At 73.4% G+C, this 19,317-nt stretch carries 17 protein-coding genes and 1 pseudogene; 9 read left to right on the forward strand and 9 right to left on the reverse strand.

The window, feature by feature from the left end:
- Positions 1-434: pseudogene (locus EAD89_RS17735) on the reverse strand (hypothetical protein); the annotation flags it as partial.
- A gap of 527 nt (positions 435-961) precedes the next feature.
- Between EAD89_RS17735 and pdhA the strand changes: the two are divergent.
- The 6 genes from pdhA (at position 962) to EAD89_RS17760 (ending at position 10,074) form a co-directional block, all read left to right on the forward strand.
- Complete coding sequence (gene pdhA / locus EAD89_RS17740) at positions 962-2,137, forward strand: pyruvate dehydrogenase (acetyl-transferring) E1 component subunit alpha (protein ID WP_121655612.1); 1,176 nt, start codon at positions 962-964, stop codon at positions 2,135-2,137.
- Positions 2,137-3,126, forward strand: a complete 990-nt coding sequence (locus EAD89_RS17745) for an alpha-ketoacid dehydrogenase subunit beta (protein WP_121655613.1) — start codon at positions 2,137-2,139, stop codon at positions 3,124-3,126. Before pdhA ends, EAD89_RS17745 begins: the two co-directional genes overlap by 1 nt.
- Before the next feature lie 5 nt (positions 3,127-3,131).
- Positions 3,132-4,604, forward strand: coding sequence for a dihydrolipoamide acetyltransferase family protein (locus tag EAD89_RS17750; protein ID WP_121676522.1), 1,473 nt, complete (start codon positions 3,132-3,134; stop codon positions 4,602-4,604).
- Between the two features lie 218 nt (positions 4,605-4,822).
- Positions 4,823-4,960, forward strand: a complete 138-nt coding sequence (locus EAD89_RS30770; protein WP_199723474.1) for a hypothetical protein — start codon at positions 4,823-4,825, stop codon at positions 4,958-4,960.
- Positions 4,961-5,303: 343 nt separating this feature from the next.
- Complete coding sequence (locus tag EAD89_RS30495; protein WP_158610750.1) at positions 5,304-8,120, forward strand: hypothetical protein; 2,817 nt, start codon at positions 5,304-5,306, stop codon at positions 8,118-8,120.
- A 121-nt stretch (positions 8,121-8,241) separates the two neighbouring features.
- A complete protein-coding gene (locus tag EAD89_RS17760; RefSeq protein WP_121676523.1) occupies positions 8,242-10,074 on the forward strand; it encodes an NHL domain-containing thioredoxin family protein in 1,833 nt (610 codons plus the stop codon).
- A 32-nt stretch (positions 10,075-10,106) separates the two neighbouring features.
- Here EAD89_RS17760 and EAD89_RS17765 read toward each other — a convergent pair whose 3' ends face one another.
- The 3 genes from EAD89_RS17765 to EAD89_RS17775 are packed head-to-tail and all read right to left on the reverse strand — an operon-like array spanning position 10,107 to position 12,365.
- A complete protein-coding gene (locus EAD89_RS17765) occupies positions 10,107-10,856 on the reverse strand; it encodes a LamB/YcsF family protein (RefSeq protein WP_121655616.1) in 750 nt (249 codons plus the stop codon).
- Positions 10,840-11,703, reverse strand: coding sequence for a biotin-dependent carboxyltransferase family protein (locus EAD89_RS17770; protein WP_121676524.1), 864 nt, complete (start codon positions 11,701-11,703; stop codon positions 10,840-10,842). Before EAD89_RS17770 ends, EAD89_RS17765 begins: the two co-directional genes overlap by 17 nt.
- Positions 11,700-12,365, reverse strand: coding sequence for an allophanate hydrolase subunit 1 (locus EAD89_RS17775; protein WP_121676525.1), 666 nt, complete (start codon positions 12,363-12,365; stop codon positions 11,700-11,702). Before EAD89_RS17775 ends, EAD89_RS17770 begins: the two co-directional genes overlap by 4 nt.
- 108 nt (positions 12,366-12,473) lie before the next feature.
- Here EAD89_RS17775 and EAD89_RS17780 point away from each other — a divergent pair, with 108 nt between their 5' ends.
- Positions 12,474-13,151 (forward strand): hemolysin III family protein, encoded by a 678-nt coding sequence (locus tag EAD89_RS17780; RefSeq protein ID WP_121676526.1) that lies wholly within the window; start codon positions 12,474-12,476, stop codon positions 13,149-13,151.
- 109 nt (positions 13,152-13,260) lie between these two features.
- Here the strand turns inward: EAD89_RS17780 and EAD89_RS17785 are convergent, their stop codons facing one another.
- Entirely contained in the window at positions 13,261-13,548 is a 288-nt protein-coding gene (locus tag EAD89_RS17785) for a DUF6458 family protein (RefSeq protein ID WP_121655620.1), read from the reverse strand.
- Positions 13,549-13,660: 112 nt separating this feature from the next.
- Between EAD89_RS17785 and EAD89_RS17790 the strand changes: the two genes are divergently transcribed.
- Positions 13,661-14,200: a histidine phosphatase family protein gene (locus tag EAD89_RS17790; protein WP_121676527.1), complete on the forward strand. Its 540-nt coding sequence runs from the start codon at positions 13,661-13,663 to the stop codon at positions 14,198-14,200.
- Positions 14,201-14,242: 42 nt separating this feature from the next.
- Here the strand turns inward: EAD89_RS17790 and EAD89_RS17795 are convergent, their stop codons facing one another.
- The 4 genes from EAD89_RS17795 to EAD89_RS17810 all read right to left on the reverse strand — a co-directional run bounded on the left by EAD89_RS17795 (position 14,243) and on the right by EAD89_RS17810 (position 18,573).
- Positions 14,243-14,512 carry a DUF6458 family protein gene (locus tag EAD89_RS17795; RefSeq protein WP_074315731.1) on the reverse strand — a complete coding sequence of 90 codons (270 nt, stop codon included), beginning with the start codon at positions 14,510-14,512 and terminating at the stop codon, positions 14,243-14,245.
- Between the two features lie 203 nt (positions 14,513-14,715).
- Positions 14,716-16,572, reverse strand: a complete 1,857-nt coding sequence (locus EAD89_RS17800; RefSeq protein ID WP_121655622.1) for an acyl-CoA dehydrogenase — start codon at positions 16,570-16,572, stop codon at positions 14,716-14,718.
- Positions 16,573-16,711: 139 nt separating this feature from the next.
- Positions 16,712-17,839: a PP2C family protein-serine/threonine phosphatase gene (locus EAD89_RS17805; protein ID WP_121655623.1), complete on the reverse strand. Its 1,128-nt coding sequence runs from the start codon at positions 17,837-17,839 to the stop codon at positions 16,712-16,714.
- A 101-nt stretch (positions 17,840-17,940) separates the two neighbouring features.
- Positions 17,941-18,573 (reverse strand): septal ring lytic transglycosylase RlpA family protein, encoded by a 633-nt coding sequence (locus EAD89_RS17810; RefSeq protein ID WP_199733547.1) that lies wholly within the window; start codon positions 18,571-18,573, stop codon positions 17,941-17,943.
- Positions 18,574-18,760: 187 nt separating this feature from the next.
- On the opposite strand from EAD89_RS17810, the gene EAD89_RS17815 reads away from it, so the two are divergent.
- Positions 18,761-19,312, forward strand: coding sequence for a phosphoribosyltransferase family protein (locus EAD89_RS17815; RefSeq protein WP_121676529.1), 552 nt, complete (start codon positions 18,761-18,763; stop codon positions 19,310-19,312).
- Positions 19,313-19,317: the final 5 nt, after the last annotated feature.

Consider the following 19,317-nt stretch of genomic DNA (forward strand, 5'->3'; position numbering starts at 1 on the left):
GGCACCACCCGAGGGATGGTCCCCGGGTCGACCCCGGTCGAGCCCGCGTCCGTCCGGTCCTGGTCACGCCCGGGAGCCGTGGGCAGCCAGCCGGCGGTGGCCGTCGGGCCGACGCTGGGCGTGGCGGGTGGCGGGAGCGGCGGCTGGCTGGTCGCCGGCACCGGGATCACCACCGGCCCGACCGACGGGGTCGGGATGAACGGGGTGCTGCTGTCCGGAAGCGCGGTGCTGCCCGGGGTGGCGGAGCCCGCGCTGATGGCGGCGAGGATGGGCATCGACGCGGTGCCGGCCAGCAGCGCGACGGTGAGCAGGTAACCGCGGGAGGGGCCGCCCGCGCCAGGAGCGCGGTGCGCGCCGACCACCCGGCGGTAGCCGCCGACCGAGCGGTGCCGGCCGAGCGCGGGTGTGCCGGGACCGTCACCTGGCTCGTGCACCGCACACACCCCTTGTCGTCAGCTGTCGGAGGACACGGCAGAACGTCGCCGGCTGGAGAACCCCGGCAAATCACTCGATCGGCGCGTTCCTGCGGTAAACAGCCTCGCCCAGTCACCCTCCGTCAGCCAACCTCCACTGCGTGTCGACACGCGGAGATGGCCCGAACGGTGACGAACCATCGCCGGTAGGTCTGGTGGGCGCGGTCGGGCACGATGGCGACAAAGAGTCGCAAACAGGGGACGGTCGGAATGCGGGGCGGGCGTACTGTGGGCGCGCTCACCTGCTCTGCGAATATGGAGCACGACGGCAACGCAGCCGTGACCTCCGCGCACCCTCGCGGCAGGCGCGGTTGAGCGCCGGCGCTCCCGAACCGGGTTCGGCCAGAATCCGGCTCACGCCGCGCGGCAACCCCCACCGGGGCTAGGCGCGGCCGCCAGGAACCGGTCCGGCAGCAGCCGGGCAGGCGCACGAGTTGCGCGGCCGGGTGACCCCCCGGTGCCGACGCAGACACGACAGGGAGAGACGGATGGCAAAGGGCGACCCCGGGGGCACCACCCGCGGCAGGCGGGCAGCACCCCGCTCCAGGAAGAGGGCGGCCGGCGATCCCGAGCTGGTGCAGCTGCTCACCCCCGAAGGCGAGCGGATCGACAGCGTCACCGGGCCGGACGGCATCGAGTATCGCGTCGACTTCACCGACGAGGAGTACCGCGGGCTCTACCGCGACCTCGTGCTGGTCCGCAAGCTCGACGCCGAGGCGACCGCGCTCCAGCGGCAGGGCGAGCTGGGCATCTGGGCCAGCCTGCTCGGGCAGGAGGCGGCGCAGGTCGGCTCCGGTCGGGCGCTGCGCACCCAGGACATGGCCTTCCCGACCTACCGGGAGCACGGCGTCCTCTACTGCCGCGGCATCGACCCGATCATGCCGCTCGGCCTGTTCCGCGGCGTCGACCAGGGCGGCTGGGACCCGAACGAGTTCAAGTTCAACATGTACACGATCGTGATCGGGGCGCAGACCCTGCACGCGACCGGCTACGCCATGGGCATCACCATGGACGGCAAGACCGGCACCGACGACGGCGAGGCGGTGATCGCCTACTTCGGCGACGGCGCCACCAGCCAGGGTGACGTCAACGAGGCGTTCGTCTGGGCCGGCGTGTTCAACGCCCCGATGGTCTTCTTCTGCCAGAACAACCAGTACGCGATCTCCGAGCCGCTGGAGCGGCAGACCCGGATCCCGCTCTATCAGCGGGCCGCCGGCTTCGGCTTCCCCGGCATCCGGGTGGACGGCAACGACGTGCTGGCCACGTACGCGGTCACCCGCACCGCGCTGGACAACGCCCGGCACGGGCAGGGCCCGAGCCTGATCGAGGCGTACACCTACCGGATGGGCGCGCACACCACCTCCGACGACCCGACCCGCTACCGGATCGCCAGCGAGGTCGAGGCGTGGCAGGCCAAGGACCCGATCGCCCGGGTCAAGGCATTCCTGGAGAAGCAGCAGATCGCCGACGCGGACTTCTTCGCCGAGGTCGACGAGCAGGCCCGCCGTGAGTCGGTGCACCTGCGCGAGCGGGTGCTCGCCATGCCCAACCCCGAGCCGGTGACGATGTTCGACCACGTCTACCCGAACGGGTCTCCGCTGCTCGACGAGCAGCGCGCGCAGTTCAGCCGCTACATGGAGTCGTTCGAGGGGAGCGCCCACTGATGGCCACGGAGACGCTCACCCTCGGCAAGGCCCTCAACACCGGTCTGCGCCGCGCCCTGGAGAACGACCCCAAGGTCATCATCATGGGCGAGGACGTCGGCAAGCTCGGCGGCGTGTTCCGGATCACCGACGGGCTCCAGAAGGACTTCGGCGACCAGCGGGTCATCGACACGCCGCTGGCCGAGTCCGGCATCATCGGCACCGCGGTCGGCCTGGCCATCCGCGGCTTCCGGCCGGTCTGCGAGATCCAGTTCGACGGCTTCGTCTACCCCGCGTACGACCAGATCGTGTCGCAGGTGGCGAAGATGCACTACCGCTCGCGCGGCAAGCTCAGCATCCCGATGGTGATCCGGATTCCGTTCGGTGGCGGCATCGGCGCTGTCGAGCACCACTCCGAGTCGCCGGAGGCGTACTTCGCGCACACCGCCGGCCTCAAGGTGGTGTCCTGCGCCAACCCGCAGGACGCGTACGTGATGATCCAACAGGCCATCGCCTCGGACGACCCGATCGTCTTCCTGGAGCCCAAGCGGCGCTACTGGGAGAAGGGGCAGGTCGACCTGGAAGCGCCGCTGTCCGACGCGTACCCGCTGCACTCCGCCCGCGTGGTCCGGCCCGGCACCGACGTGACCCTGCTGGCGTACGGGCCGATGGTCCGGACGTGCCTGGACGCGGCGACCGCCGCCGCCGAGGACGGCCGGGAGCTGGAGGTCATCGACCTGCGCTCGCTCTCCCCGCTGGACCTGGCCGCGGCCTACGAGTCGGTGAAGCGCACCGGCCGCGCGGTGGTGGTGCACGAGGCGCCGTCCAACATCGGCCTCGGCGCCGAGCTGGCCGCGCGGATCACCGAGGAGTGCTTCTACTCCCTGGAGTCGCCGGTGCTGCGCGTGACCGGCTTCGACACCCCCTACCCGGCCGCCCGGGTGGAGGAGGAGTACCTGCCCGACCTGGACCGGGTGCTCGACGCCGTCGACCGCACCTTCGGCTGGTGAGCGGCATGTCCCGGATCAAGGAGTTCAACCTTCCCGACCTGGGTGAGGGGTTGACCGAGGGCGAGATCCTGTCCTGGCTGGTGAAGGTCGGCGACACCATCGAGCTGAACCAGCCGATCGTCGAGGTGGAGACGGCGAAGGCGGCCGTGGAGATCCCGGCGAAGTGGGCCGGCCAGGTGCAGGCGATCTTCCACCCGGAGGGCACCACGGTCGAGGTCGGTACGCCGATCATCGCGATCGACACCGACCCGGGCGCCGGCCCGCTGGACGTGCCGTCGACCACGGCCACGCCCGGCGGTGACCTGCCCACCCCGTCGGCGGCCTCGCTGGCCGCCGTCGAGGTGGCGCCGGCCGAGGGCATGGTCGAGCCGGGCCTGATCGGCGGCCCCGCCCCGGGTGGGCGGACCGCGGTGCTGGTCGGCTACGGCCCGCGTACCACCGCTGCGAAGCGCCGGCCGCGCAAGGGTGGCGTCCCGGCGCAGGCCGCGGCGACGCCCGCGGCCGCGCCGACGCCAGCTCCGGCGCCGGTCGCGCCGGCTCCGCAGCCGGTGGCCGAGGCGACTCCGGTCGCTGCGGCGACCGGTGGGCTGGTGCTGGCCAAGCCGCCGGTGCGCAAGCTCGCCAAGGACCTCGGGGTCGACCTGGGCACGCTGACCGGTTCGGGTCCACTGGGCTCGATCACCCGGGAGGACGTGCAGCAGGCGGCGAACGGCGCCGTGGTGGCGGCCGAGCCGATCAGGGCGACGTCGGTGGCGACGAGCGCCGCCAGCTTCGGCGCGGACCGCGAGCAGCGCATCCCGGTCAAGGGGGTACGCAAGCTCACCGCCGAGAACATGTCCCGCTCGGCGTTCACCGCCCCGCACGTCACGGAGTTCCTGACCGTCGACGTGACCCGGGCGATGAAGGCGCTGGACCGGCTGCGCGGCCGGCGGGAGTGGCGCGACGTCCGGGTTTCACCGCTGCTGCTGGTGGCGAAGGCCGTGCTCCTGGCGGTCAAGCGGCACCCGATGGTCAACTCGACCTGGGCCGGCGACGAGATCGTGGTCAAGGAGTACGTCAACCTCGGCATCGCGGCGGCCACCGAGCGCGGCCTCATCGTGCCGAACGTCAAGGACGCCGGCCGGCTCTCGCTGCGCGAGCTGGCGGACGCGCTGAACGACCTGGTGCAGACGGCGAAGTCGGGCCGCACCTCGCCGGCGGACATGTCCGGCGGCACCCTGACCATCACCAACGTGGGGGTGTTCGGGGTGGACACCGGGACGCCGATCCTGCCGCCGGGCGAGTCGGCGATCCTGGCCTTCGGCGCGGTGCGGGAGATGCCCTGGGTGCACAAGGGCAAGGTCAAGCCGCGTCAGGTCACCACGCTGGGGTTGAGCTTCGACCACCGGATCATCGACGGTGAGCTGGGCTCGAAGTTCCTGCGCGACATCGGCGACTTCCTCGCCGACCCGGAGGCGGCGCTGCTCGCCTGGACCTGACCGTCCGAACGCCAGCCACGGCCGGTGTGCCACGGGTTAACGCCCGGCACACCGGCCGTGTCCGTTGGACGACGAAACCGTCGGCGAACAGGGTCCCTGACCTTTGATTGTTAGGCAGGTGTCTCAGCTCACCTAATAATCGATGGAAGTTGGCCGGGTTCTGCGGTTGAATAGATGCATCAGGGGCCAACAACCGAATAGCCAGGAGGACCCACCAAATGAGCATGATCGAGCGAATCCGCAGCCACCGCGATGCCACCCGCCGCGCCCGTGCCATCGAGCACGCGCTGCGCTCGGCGAACTCGCCGGCAGTCCGCGAGGAACTCCTCATCATCGCCCAGCGTCACATGGGCTGACGCTCCACGACATTCCTCACCTCCTCCAGATCGATGGCCCGCCCGGCCGACCGGGCGGGCCATCGGCGTCTCCACGCCCCACGGCACCGGGATTCCGCCGTGCCGCAGCGCCCGGTACGGTGAGCTTCGGTCTACGCCCGTCGGACCGGCACCGGCGGAGCCGATAGAAGCTGCTCGACACCAACCGGCAACGGGGAGTGACGACCGGTGCTCCTTGGACGCCCCGTGTGGCCACCGGATACCGTGCGGGGAGCCGGCACGGCGGTACGCCGGTGACGCCGGCAGCCATGCCGAGGAGACCGATCGGCACCGGCGGCCGACATGTGATGGAGGAGGCGCACCGATGACGTCCGAGGGCCCGCACCGCCCCGGCCAGGAGCCGGACGAGGTGTCACCGGGCGCCGGCGGACCGGCGCCGTACGGCGACCGCCCGGCGCAGCCGGACAACGGCTACAACGGCACCGGCCCCGACCTGGGCTGGGCACCCCCGCCGCCGGCGCGGCCGAACCCGTCGGCCCCGGCATGGGCCGCCCAGTCGGAGCAGCAGCAACCGAACCCCGCCTGGGGTGCCGCCGCGGCGCCGCAGCCCACCGAGCCGACACAGCCCGCCTGGGCCACCGGCGGTGGCGCGAACGAACCCCCGCAGCAGCCCGGCGCCTGGACCGGCGCCGGTGGCGCACCCGAGCACACGCAGCCCGCCCCGTGGGCCGCCCAGCAGGGCTGGCCGCCAGCCGACCAGGGCGCACCCGGGTGGACCCCCGGGGCCGGCGAGCAACCCGACTGGGTCCCGGCTCAGCCGGCGGCCCGGGGTGCCGCGCAGGTGCCGCCCGCCACCGCCGCCTGGCCGGCACAGGACGACCCGGCCCGCTCCGGTGGCTGGAACGCCGATGCCCAGCAGAACGACCCCGCGCGCTCCGGCGGCTGGGGCGGAGCGGCGCAGGATGACCCGCCCGCCGGTGACTGGCGCGGCGCCGAGTCGCAGCAGTCCGAGCCGGCGCAGGCCACCGGCTGGTCCGGCAACGGCTCCGGTCAGCAGGACGACCCGGCCGGGTCCGCCGGTTGGGCCAACGGCACCGCCGGCCGGGACGACCAGCCGGTGTGGACGCCGGCCGAGCAGTCCCCCCAGACCTGGGGTCAGGCCGCCGAGTCGACCGAGCAGCCGGCCCCCGGGTGGGGCCAGGCCGATCCGGCCGCGGCCCGCGGCGCGGCTCAGGTGCCGGCGCCGAACTGGCCCGGCCAGGACGACCCGTCCCGCTCCGGCGGATGGGCCGGACAGCAGCAGCAGCAGCCGGCACAGCCCGGCGGGTGGGGCGACGGCGCCGACGTGAAGCAGGACGAGGCCGCGCAGCCCGCCGCCTGGGGTGGCGCCGAGGGCCGTCCGCAGCAGCCCGACTGGGTGCTCGCTCAGCAGGACCAGCCGGCCGAGCGGCCCGAAACGGCGGAGTGGACCCCGGAGGCGACCGGCAACCCGGCCAGGGCCAGCGCCAGCGTGCCCGGCAACGACGGGACGCCCGCCTGGGCCGCCGCCCCCGACAACGCCGCCCAGGCCAACGCCGCGCAGGGCAACGCCGCCGCGCCGGAGGCCCAGCCGTGGGCGCCCGGCGAGGTGTGGGGCCGCGCGGAGGCGGAGGCCTCCCAGTCCCGCGGTGACTGGGAAGCGGGCCGGAGCGACGAGTCGCCGGTCTACCAGCCCGCTCCCGCGCCGGGCATCTCGCCCGCCAACGCGGTGCCACTGCCCCCGCAGGAGCAGCGGGTGCCGGGTGCCAGCCTGGCTGCCGCCCCGCCCGCCAACTACGTGCCGCCGGCCCAGTACGCCCCGGCCACCGAGCAGCCCGCGTACGCCGAGCGGGAGAGCCCGGACGCCGCCGCGCAGTACGAGGCGGAGCCGACCGGTTGGGGTCGGGCCGAGGAGGCTCCGGCGGCCGGTGCCGTGGTGCCGTCCCCGCGTACCTCTCCGGAGGCCGGCGCGGGCCGCGCGGTCGTACCGGCAGCGGAGGCCGACTCGGCGGCGGGCCGGGCGTCGGCGAGCGCCTCGGTGCCGCTGGCCAGCCGGGTGATGCCCCCCACCGACCAGGCCGCACGACCGGCCGGCGCGCCCGCGCCGCAGCCTCGGGTGTACGGCCGCCCGTCCCGTCCCGAGCCGGAGAACGAGCCGGAGCAGGCGGCCCCGGAGGCGTTCCAGGCCGACCCGGGTCCCGAGCGCCAGGGCGCCCCGGACTGGCAGAACGGCCCGGAACGGCAGGCCGCACCCGACTGGCAGAACGGCCCGGAACGGCAGGCCGCACCCGACTGGCAGAACGGCCCGGAACGGCAGAGCGCACCCGACTGGCCGAACGGCCCGGAACGGCAGAGCGCACCGGAGTGGCCGAACAGCCCCGACCGGCAGGGCGGGCCGGACCGGCAGGGCGGCCCCGCCTGGGGTGGCGAGCCCCCGGCCGAGCCGCGCTTCGACGACCGGGACCGGCCGGCGGCGCCGAACGCGTTCGGTGCGGCGGCGTCCGCGCCCCCGGCGTTCCCGCCGGGTGTGCCGTCGTTCGTCGACACGCCGGGCAGCAACCGGCCGGTGAACGGGGTGCGGCCGCAGGCCGGCGCCGAGCGCCCGGCCGACCCGTTCGGCGCCCCCGGGTCACCGGTCGCCGGCTCCGCCGCGGTGAACAGCACGCCGGGCTTCGGCGGCCCGGGCTTCGGCGGCGAGCCCGCACCGGGCGGTGGCTTCCCGCCGGCCTTCCCGTCGGTGCCCCAGCAGCCCGCACCCTGGGGCCAGGAACCCACCGATTCCGACCAGGGCCGGTTCGAGGCGTTCAAGCCGGACGCCGACGAGCCGAAGGCCGAGCCACCGGCGCCGAAGGTGCGCAACGGCCGGGTGCTGGCGGCGGTGCTGATCGCCGCGGTGCTCATCCTGGCGGTGCCGCTCGGCCTGCTGATGCTGCTGGGCAAGTTCGGCGGGGACGACACGCCGGCCTTCGACCCGGCGGTCGGCACCTGCGTCAAGCAGTCCGGCCAGGGCGCCTCGGCGGTGGACTGTGGCGCGGAGGGCGCGTTCACCATCGTTTCCAAGGTGGATGCGAACGACAAGTGCGCCGACCCGGCCCAGCCGCACGTGGTGCTGCCCGGTGACGGCATCAACCGGGTGCTCTGCCTCAAGCCGGCCACCAAGTAGCGCGAACCGACGGCGGGGCCACGGGCGACCGTGGGCCCGCCGTCGTCGTCCTCCCATCCCGGATCCCGGCGGCTCGCCCCCTCCGGCCGGCGGCGGGCCGGTGATCAGGCACGATGGGGACATGAGCGCACGAGTACGGGCCCCCGAGCTGCGCGGTCGGGGCTGGCTGAACACCGGTGGACGCGATCTGAAGCTCGCCGACCTGCGCGGCAAGATCGCCCTGGCGGATTTCTGGACCTTCTGCTGCATCAACTGTCTGCACGTGCTCGACGAGCTGCGCCCGTTGGAGGAGAAGTACGGCGACGTGCTCGTCGTGATCGGTGTGCACTCGCCGAAGTTCGAGCATGAGAAGGACGCCGACGCGCTGGCCGCCGCCGTGGAGCGGTACGGGGTGCACCACCCCGTGCTCGACGATCCCGAGATGGACATGTGGCAGCAGTACGCGGCCCGGGCCTGGCCGACCCTGTCGGTGATCGACCCCGAGGGGTACGTGGTGGCCACCATGGCCGGCGAGGGGCACGCCGAAGGGCTGGCCCGGCTGATCGACGAGCTGATCGCCACCCACGAGGCCAAGGGCACCCTGCACCGGGGCGACGGCCCGTACGTCCCGCCGCCGGCACCGGAAACCGCGCTGCGTTTCCCCGGCAAGGCGGTGCTGCTGCCGGACGGCAATCTGCTGGTCTCCGATTCGGCCCGGCACTCCCTGGTCGAGTTGGCCCCGGACGGTGAGACGCCGGTGCGCCGGATCGGCTCGGGTGAGCGGGGCCGGGCCGACGGGCCGGCCGGTGCGGCGGCCTTCTCGGAGCCGCAGGGGCTCTGCGTGCTGCCGCGGCAGGTCGCCGAGGTGGCCGGCTACGACGTGGTGGTCGCCGACACGGTCAACCACCTGCTGCGCGGCGTACGCCTGGCGTCCGGCGAGGTGGTCACGGTGGCTGGCAGCGGCCGGCAGTGGCGCGCCTCGGTCGACGACCACGCGCACGACGCGCTCGCCGTGGACTTCTCCTCGCCGTGGGACCTGGCCTGGTACGACGACAAGCTGATCATCGCGATGGCCGGCATCCACCAGCTCTGGTGGTTCGATCCGATCAAGCGGACCGCCGGCATGTACGCCGGCACCACGGTCGAGGCGCTGCGCGACGGCCCGCTCGCCGAGGCGTGGATGGCGCAGCCGTCCGGGCTCTCCGTCTCCGCCGACGGCACCCGGCTCTGGATCGCCGACAGCGAGACCAGCGCCGTCCGGTACGTCGAGAACGGTGTGCTGGGCACCGCCGTCGGGCAGGGCCTGTTCGACTTCGGTCACGTGGACGGGCCGGCGGAGTCGGCGCTGCTCCAGCACCCGCTGGGCGTGTGCGCGCTGCCGGACGGCTCGGTGCTGATCGCGGACACCTACAACGGCGCGGTGCGGCGCTTCGACCCGTCGACCAACGAGGTGTCCACGGTCGCCGACGGGCTGGCCGAGCCGAGTGATCTGGTGCTCACCCCGGCCGGTGAGGTGCTGGTCGTGGAGTCGGCCGCGCACCGGCTGACCCGGTTGGCCCCGGGTTCACTGTCGGCGGCCGGCGCCAGCACGGTGGACGGCCCCCGGCACCGTACCGAGCGCAAGCCGACCGACGTCGCGGCCGGTGAGGTCACCCTCGACATCGTCTTCACGCCCGCGCCGGGACAGAAGCTGGACGAGACGTTCGGGCCGTCGACCCGGCTGGTGGTCTCCGCGTCCCCGCCGGAGCTGCTGGTGGAGGGCGCCGGCACGGGCACCGAGCTGTCCCGCCGGCTGGTGCTCAACGGCGAGGTCACCGGTGGGGTGCTCCAGGTGACCGCCCAGGCGGCGACCTGCGACGCGGACGTCGAGCACGCGGCCTGCCACCTGACCCGACAGGACTGGGGCGTCCCGGTCCGGGTGGTCGACGGCGCCGCGACCCGCCTTCCGCTGGTGCTGCGCGGCCTCGACGCCTAGCTGAGAGGGAGGGCCCCCGAGGGCCCTCCCTCTCACGCGAACGGGGCCAGTGGGACGTCGGCGTCGATCAGCGTGGCGCGGACCAGCTCCGTGGCGGAGACCGCGCCGGGTGTGTCGCCGTGCACGCAGATCGAGTCCGCCGGGCAGGGGATGACGGTGCCGTCCACCGCCACCACGGTCCGTTCGGTGGCGATCCGTACCGCCCGGGTGGCCACCTCGTCCGGGTCGGTGATCAGCGCGCCGGGGGTGCCGCGGGGCACCAGCGCCCCGTTGGGCAGGTAGCCGCGGTCGGCGAAGGCCTCGGCGACCACCGGCAGGCCGGCGCCGACGGCGAGCTGGGCGAGGGTCGAGCCGGGCATGCAGAGCACGGGCAGCTCGGGGTCGTGGCCGGTCACCGCGGCGACGACGGCGGCCGCCTGGGACTCGTCGTTGGCGGCCGCGTGGTAGAGCGCCCCGTGCGGCTTGAGGTAGCGGACCCGGGTGTTGAACAGCTGGCAGAACGCGTTGAGGGCCCCGAGCTGGTAGGTCACCTCGTCGCGCAGCTCGGCGAAGTCGTACGCGATGTGCCGCCGACCGAAGCCGGCCAGGTCGCGGTAGCCGACCTGCGCGCCCACCGCCACCCCGCGCCGCGCCGCGCTCTCGCAGACCCGCCGCATGGTGGACGGGTCGCCGCCGTGGAAGCCGCAGGCGACGTTGGCGGACGTGACCAGGTGCAGCAGCGCCTCGTCGTCGCCGAGTCGCCAGATGCCGAATCCCTCGCCCAGGTCAGCGTTGAGGTCCATGGAATCTGACGGTAGTACCTGGTCGGGCCTGCGCGAGCGGGGTCACGTCGCTGACCACCCCGATGACCGGGTATCCGCCGGTGGTCGGGTGGTCGGCGAGGAAGATCAGGGGTTGCCCGTCCGCCGGCACCTGCACCGCGCCGAGCACGATGCCCTCGCTGGGCAGTTCGCCGGCGACCGCGCGGGGCAGCGGCGCGCCGGCGAGCCGCGCGCCGACCCGGTTGCTCACCGGGCTGACGGTGTACGCGGTGCCGAACAGCCGGTCGAACGCGGCCGGGGTGAACCAGTCGTCGCGGGGGCCACGGTTCAGGATCAGGCGCAGTTCCGGCGGGGGTACGGGGGCGACGGTCACGTCCACCGGGGCGGGCTCGCCGAACGGCGCACCGAGGGGCAGCCGGTCACCGTCCCGCAGCGGGGACGGGCCCAGCCCGGAGAGCGTGTCGGTGGCTCTGCTGCCGAGCACGGCCGGCACGTCGATCCCGCCCGCGACGGCCAGCCAGCTCCGTACGCCCCGGCGCGCCGGGCCGATCCGCAGCACCGTTCCGGCCGGCACGGTGAGCGGGCGCCCGGTGTCGCCTGGACGATCGCCGGCACGGATCGGCACCTCGGCTCCGGTGACCGCCACGGTGGTGGCCCGGGTCAGGCGCAGCGTGCAGCCGGTCAGGGTGAGCTCCAGGCCGGCGGCCTGCTCCGGGTTGCCGACCAGCCGGTTGGCCAGCGCCAGGGCGGCCGGGTCGAGCGCACCTGACCGGGGTACGCCGAGGTGCGCCCAGCCGGGTCGGCCCAGGTCCTGCACGGTGGTGAGCGCGCCGGCGCGGAGCACCTCGATCTCGCCAGGACGGGTCACGCCGCCGCCATCCGGACCCGGGTGCCCGGGCCGAGCCGGGCGGGCGGGTCGGCGTCCACGTCGAAGAGGACCAGCTCGGTCCGGCCGACCAGCAGCCACCCGCCGGGGGAGGCGCTCGGGTAGATGCCGGCGTACGGGCCGGCCAGGGCGACCGAGCCGGCCGGTACGCGAGGTCGGGGGGTGGCCAACCGGGGCAGCGCCAACGCGGCGGGCAGACCGGTCAGGTAGGGGAACCCGGGGGCGAAGCCGCAGAAGGCGACCCGGAACGGGGTGCTGGTCAACCGGCGCGGTACGGCCGCCACGTCGACCCCCCAGTGCTGGGCGACCGTCGACAGGTCGGGCCCGTCGAAGTCCACCGGGACGATGACCTCGCCGGGTTCCCGCTCGCTCGTCCGGTCCGCCGCGCCGTCGGCGTCGTTGGCGGCGGCGACCGCTGGTGCCCAACGGGACAGCAGGTCGGCGGTGGCGGCCGGGTCGGGCAGGCCGTCGAGCAGGACGGTGCTGGCGGCCGGCACGATCTCGACGGCGGTCAGCTCGCCCCGGTCGCGGCGGCGCCACAGCTCGGCCCGCCACGCGTCGACCAGGGCGGCCTGGGCCGCGTCGGCGGGCTCGGAGCAGTCGAGCAGCAGGGCGTGCGCCCCGGCGGGTCGGATCATCCGCATCCGCTCATCTTCGCCGATGTCGTGCCGGCGGAGGTGTTCACGGGGACGGTGCCGGGCGTCACCAGCGCGACTACTTGCAAGTAACCTACGGTGCCGTAACCTGATGTCGTGACCACCTCCGCTCCGCTTCGACTGAAGCCGGTCGACATCGGTAAGCCCCGGATGCGCGGCTGGCTGCACACGTACGCCTTCTTCGTCGCCCTGGTCGCCGGCATCGTGCTGTGCTCGATCGCCGCCACCCGGCCGGGGTGGGCGCCCCTGGTCAGCTGCGTCATCTACAGCCTGACCGTCTGTGGGCTCTTCGGCACCAGCGCGCTGTACCACCGTCGCGTGTGGTCGGAGCGCGGCTATCAGGTGATGCGCCGGATGGACCACTCGATGATCTTCATCTTCATCGCCGGCACGTACACACCGTTCTGCGCGCTGCTGCTCGCGCCGCGACCGGCCACCGTGATGCTGGCCCTGGTCTGGGGTGGCGCGCTGGCCGGCGTGGCGCTCAAGATGGTCTGGCCGCACGCCCCACGCTGGGTTTCCGCGCCGCTCTACCTGGCGCTCGGCTGGGTGTCGGTCGCCATGCTGCCGGAGATCCTGCACGGCGGTGGCGTCGCGGCACTGGTGCTGCTGAGCGTCGGGGGTGCGATCTACAGCGTCGGCGCGATCTTCTACGCGTTGCGCCGGCCCAATCCGTGGCCGACCGTCTTCGGCCACCACGAGTTCTTCCACGCCTGCACCCTGCTGGCCGCGCTCTGCCACCACATCGCGATCTACTTCGCGCTGTTCGCCTGACCCCCACCGGCGCGGTACGAGCCGGTGCAGGGCGCGGGCGAGCCACCGGTGGGCGGACGCGAGCCGGGGCCCCGCGACGCTGCGGGACCCCGGAGTGCGCGAGCGGGAGTCAGACCGGACGGCCCGGCCGGCGCACCTCGCGATACTCCCGCATGACCCGGTCGTCCTGGACCGGCACCACACGATCGGTCACCACGCGGTCCTCCCGGACCGGCGCGGCCACCACCGTGCGGCGGCGGCTGTTCCAGAAGTAGAGGGTGACGAGCAGGCCGGCGACACCGGCCAGCATCAGCACCCAGCCGACCACGGCCAGGTTCAGCCAGCCCAGGTCGGCCTCCACGGCGAATGCGAAGATCGCGCCCAACGCGATCAGGAAGATGCTGCCACCAATGCCCATGTCTCGCTCCTCGGCTCTAACCTGGCGTACGTCCCGCCGCGGCCGTCGGTAGGGGTGCGGCACCCATCGACTTACCCCGGCACGGAGATCGCCAATCGGGCAAGCTGGGGGCATGACGGACGCCCATCCCGAGACACGGAATCTGGTGCTGCTCCGGCACGCGAAGGCCGAGCAGGGCGGCGAGGGCACGGACGACGCCCACCGGCCGCTCTGCGCGCGGGGGCACGCCGACGCGGCCGCGGCCGGTGCCTGGCTGGCCCACCACGGGCTGCTGCCCGACGTGGTGCTCTGCTCGACGGCGCTGCGCACCCGGCAGACCTGGCACGGCGTGGCGATGGGGATGACCGGTTCGCCGCCGGAGGGCGGCCCGGCCGGACCCCGCCCGACCGTCCGCTACGAGCCCGGCGCGTACGACGCCCATCCGGAGGAGTTGCTGGCGCTGGTCCGCACCATCGACGCGACCGCACGGACGGCGTTGCTGATCGCCCACAATCCGGGCATCTCGCTGCTCTCCGCGCTTCTCGACCCGGAGGGGGCGGACGCGGAGGGGTTACGGACCACCGAGCTGGCGGTGCACCGCGGCACGCTCAGCTGGACGGAGCTGGCCCCGGCTCGGGCGCCGATCACCGCACGGCACGTCGCACGCGGCTGAGCCACCCGCCGATGGTCGACGGGTGGCCCGGGCGTACGCGGCTCAGGAGGGTGGCGCGGTCGGCGGCGGCGGGTCGGGCGGCGGCGGCATCATCGCCGTCGGATGCGAGAGCCGGTTCTCCTCGACGATGAGGGTCCGGGCCCGCTTACGCCGGTCCTGCCAGAACCAGAGCGTGGTCAGCAGCACGGCCAGCCCGGCGAGGATGAACACCCAGCCGACCGCGCGCAGGTCTATCCACCAGACGTTGGCTCGAATCGCGAAGGTCAGGATGGCGCCGATCGCGATGAGAAAGATGCCGCTTCCTACACCCATGTGCGCTGCACTCCCCCGTGCGGTGGCTCTGGGCGTTCCCTGTCGTGACCACGCGACGGTTACCCGCCCCGTCGCCGGCCTACCGGGGTCGGGCAACCGAATAGCAGGAGTGGTGCGGGCAGCGCGACGGCCGGCGGGGCAGTTGCCCCGCCGGCCGTCGGTGTCGGATGGCGCTCGGAACCTTCAGGCGTGCCGTGGCACGCTCAGAAGGCCTCCTCCGGCAGGTCCATGATGTCGAGGTCCGCGCCCTCGATGATGCGCCGGTCCGCGCCGATGCGCGGCAGCACCTCGCGGGCGAAGAACCGGGCGGCGGCCACCTTGCCGGTGTAGAACGCCTTGTCGGTGGCGGAGACCTCACCGGCCAGCGCCGTCAGCGCCACGTCGGCCTGCTTCTGGAGCAGCCAGCCGACCACCAGGTCGCCGATGGCCAGCAGGAACCGCCGGCTGCTGAGCCCGACCTTGTACAGGGCGCGGGTGTCGCCGCCCTGGGCCTCGCCCAGCCAGCCGGTCAGCACGCCGAGCATGTTCTGGATCTCGGCGAGCGCCTTGCCGAGCGCCTGCCGCTCCTCCTTGAGCTGGCCGTTGCCCGCCTCGGAGGAGATGAACTCCTGGATCTCGCCGGCGACCGCCATCAGCGCCTTGCCGTTGTCCCGGACGATCTTGCGGAAGATCAGATCCAGGCTCTGGATGGCCGTGGTGCCCTCGTACAGGGTGTCGATCTTGGCGTCCCGGACGTACTGCTCCAGCGGGTAGTCCTGGAGGAAGCCGGAGCCGCCGAAGGTCTGCAGCGCCTCGTGCCCGAGCAGCTCGTACGCCCGCTCCGAACCGACGCCCTTGACCAGCGGCAGCAGCAGGTCGTTGACCCGCTTGGCCAGCTTGGTGGCCTTCTCGTCGCCGGCCGCCTCGGCGATGGCGACCCGGTCCTGCCAGGTGGCGGTGTAGAGAACCAGGGCGCGCAGGCCCTCGGAGTACGACTTCTGCAGCAGCAGCGAGCGGCGCACGTCCGGGTGGTGCGTGATGGTGACGCGCGGCGCGGTCTTGTCGGTCTGCTGGATCAGGTCGGCGCCCTGCACCCGGTTCTTCGCGTACTCCAGGGCGTTGAGGTAGCCGGTGGAGAGGGTGGCGATCGCCTTGGTGCCGACCATCATCCGGGCGTACTCAATGATCATGAACATCTGGCGGATGCCGTCGTGCTTGTCGCCCAGCAGCCAGCCCTTGGCCGGGACGCCGTGCTCGCCGAAGGTCACCTCGCAGGTGTTGGAGACCTTCAGGCCCATCTTGTGCTCGACGTTCGTGGCGTAGACGCCGTTGCGCTCGCCCAGCTCGCCCGTCTCCTCGTCGAAGTGGTACTTCGGCACGACGAAGAGCGAGAGACCCTTGGTGCCCGGGCCACCGACGCCCTCGACGCCCACCGGGCGGGCCAGCACGTAGTGGACGATGTTGTCGGTCAGGTCGTGCTCGCCCGAGGTGATGAAGCGCTTCACGCCCTCGATGTGCCACGTGCCGTCCGGCTGCTGGACGGCACGGGTGCGGCCGGCGCCCACGTCCGAGCCGGCGTCCGGCTCGGTGAGGACCATCGTCGAGCCCCACTGCTTGTCGATGAAGAGCTTGGCCCACTTCTTCTGCCGCTCGGTGCCCTCGACGTGCAGCACGTGCGCGAAGGACGGGCCGGAGGCGTACATCCAGACCGGGGCGTTCGAGCCGAGCACCAGCTCGGCGAGGGCCCACCAGAGGGCGCGCGGCGCGTTGGTGCCGCCCAGCTCGGGCGGCAGGTCCAGCCGCCAGAACTCGGAGTCCATGAACGCCTGGTACGACTTCTTGAACGACTCCGGCAGCGGCGCGGTGTGCGTGGCCGGGTCGAAGACCGGCGGATTGCGGTCACTGTCCGTGTAGCTGGCGGCCAGATCCTCGCGGGCGAGGCGGTCGACCTCGGCCAGGAAGCTGCGGGCGGTGTCGGTGTCGAGTTCCGAGTACGGCTCCTGGCCGAACGCCCGGTCCGCCCCGAAGACCTCGAACAGGTTGAACTCGAGGTCCCGGAGGTTGCTCTTGTAGTGGGTCATGCTCACTGGCCCCGCTTCCGGACAGGTGTTACCGATCAGTAACCCCGACTCTATTACTCGCGGGTAGCCACCGACAAGCCGATCACCCAAGTGACGGCCATTACACACTTGCGGTACCGCACGGCTGCGGGCCGACCGGTCAGCTCTCGGCGGCGCCGACTTCCCAGCTCGGCACTGCCGCCGCCGCGCCGGTCCGCGTGCCGGCGTACTCCATCAGGACCAGGGCGATGTCGTCGTCGAGCCGGCCGTGCACCCACTCGACCAGGGCCGTCTCCAGCGAGGCCAGCCCGTCGGCGACCGTGCCGTGCCCGAGCAGCCGCCAGGCCCGGTCCGCCGTGGGGAAGAACTCGCCGTCCCGCCGGGCCTCACCGAGACCGTCGGTGAACAGCAGCAGCCGGTCGCCGGGCTCCAGACGTTCCACCCGGGGACGGACCACCGGCATGAACCCGAGCGGAGGCGCCGGCGCGGGCGGCTCCAGCGGGATCACCGCGCCCCGCCGCAACAGCAGCGGCGGCGGATGCCCGCAGTTGACGATCGTGAGCGTGCCGCCACGCTCCTCCACCAGTGCCGCGGTCACGAAGTCCTCGTCACCGACGTTGCGGGCGACCGCGCGGTCCAGGTCGGCCACCACGGCGCGCAGGTCGGCCCGCTCGTAGGCCACGTGCCGGTACGAGCCGAGGACGATGCTGGCCAGCCGGACCGCGTCCAGCCCCTTGCCGCGCACGTCACCGATGATCATGCGAACCCCGTACGGCGTGTCGATCGCCTCGTACAGGTCCCCACCGATCTCGGCCGTCGCCGTGGAGGAGATGTAGCGGCCGGCCACCGACAGCGTGCCGACCTGTGGACCGAGCGAACGCAGCACCGCCTGCTGGGCCACCGAGGCGAGCTTGGTCAACTCGGCGATCTTCACCGCCTGCCGCTGCCGTACCCACGTCACCGCCACCGCCAGCGCGGTGGCGAGCGCGACCGCGACCACGTTGACCGAGGTGACCAGCGACATCTCCGGCTCGATCACGGCGAAGCCGGCCCCGATCAGGGTCGCCGCGACGCCCACCCCCAGCACCACCTGCCACGCCGCCACCGCGGCGGCCAGGAACGGGGCCGCCGCCAGCAGAGCGACGTAGTGCGCGGGGCGGCCGTCCGCCACCTCCACCGCCGAGACGATCGCGAGCAGGACGAAGGCCGCGCCGAGGCCGGCGCGGGATCCGGGGCTCAGCGGGCGACGGCCCGACTGGAGGAGTCGCGTGGGTACGAGGGACAGCATGCCTGATCCGCGTGAGCGGGTGAATGAACCTGGCCCGTCGTCCGAGGAGGTTTTGTCCGGCTGGCGTGGGTGTCCGGCCGGAACGGCATCGCCCGCTCCGCTCAGCCGAGCACCTCGTACCGGACGGTGAGCGCGCCCACGTCGACCGAGGCGATGGTGGCGAACGCGGCCCGGGAGAGATCCAGGCAGCGGCCGTCGATGAACGGGCCACGGTCGTTGATCCGTACCACGACCGACTTGCCACTGGCCGGGTTGGTGACCCGGACCTTGGTGTTGAACGGCAGGGTCTTGTGCGCCGCGGTCAGCTCGTTCGGGTTGAACGACTCGCCGTTGGCGGTGAGCTGCCCGTCGGAGTAGAAGGAGGCGCCGCACGAGCCGCTCTCCAGCACCTTCGCCGCCGGCGTCTTCTTCTTCGCGGTCGGGCTCGGCTTCGGCGCCGCCGTGCGGGTCTTGTTCCGCGAGGCTGCCTGTGGCGACCGGCTGGCCGACGGACTGGCCGTCGCGCTCGGCGAGGCGCTGACACTCGGCGCGGCGGCCGGGGAACTGGCGGCGGGGCTGCTGGCGGCGATGGTCGGGGCGAACTCGATGGTGGCCTGCTCCGGCTGCGCGGACCCCGAGGTCAGCTGCACGGCGCCCACGGTTCCCCCGACGGCGAGGGCGACGGCGGCCGCCGCGGTGGCCGCGATGCCCGCCGGGGAGGAGAAGATGCGGGTACGGGAGTGCCTACCTGCCACCGGCCCGGTCCTTTCGTCGACTGAACAAACCGGGTCGGACCGTAACGAGAGAAGCACTTCCGAAGTCAACGTGATCATTGTGGTATGCCCGTATTTGCACTGGTACGTGTAGCCGATCATCCGAGCCGGTATGGGCCGGCCGGCCCGGGTGCCCGCACCCCGGCCGCGCGTGCCGCAGGATGGACCGATGCCCGCCGAGCTGACCGAACGCCTCGCCACCCTGTTCCGGTGGATCGACCCCGGGCCGGGCACCAGCCACCTGGTCAGCGACATCTCCGGTTGGTGGCGGGATCCGACGGTGCTGGCCGAGCTGGGCCCGGCCCTCGTGGCGCCCTACCGATCCGCCCGGCCGACCGTGGTGCTCGCCCCCGCGGTCACCGGGCTGCTGCTCGGGCCGCTGGCCGCCACCGCCCTCGGAGTCGGCTTCGTGGCCGCGCACAAGCCCGGCGACGGGCGCTTGCCGGCAGGGCCGCTCACCTGGGCGCAGAGCCCGCCGGACTACCGGGGTCGGCAGGTCGACCTGGCCGTGCGGGACCGGCACCTCGGCCCCGGCGACCGGGTCCTGGTCGTGGACGACTGGGTACGCACCGGAGCGCAGATCCACGCCCTCTACGACATCTGCGCGGCCCGGGGCGCCGAGGTGCTGGGCAGCGCCGTGGTGGCCGTCGACTGTCCACCCGACGTCGCGGCCCGACTCCGGATCACCGGCCTGATCAGCGGCGCGGATCTGCCTGCTTGACCTGA

Origin of the sequence: Micromonospora sp. BL4 (assembly GCF_003667505.1) — a bacterium.
Classification (GTDB): Bacteria; Actinomycetota; Actinomycetes; order Mycobacteriales; family Micromonosporaceae; genus Micromonospora.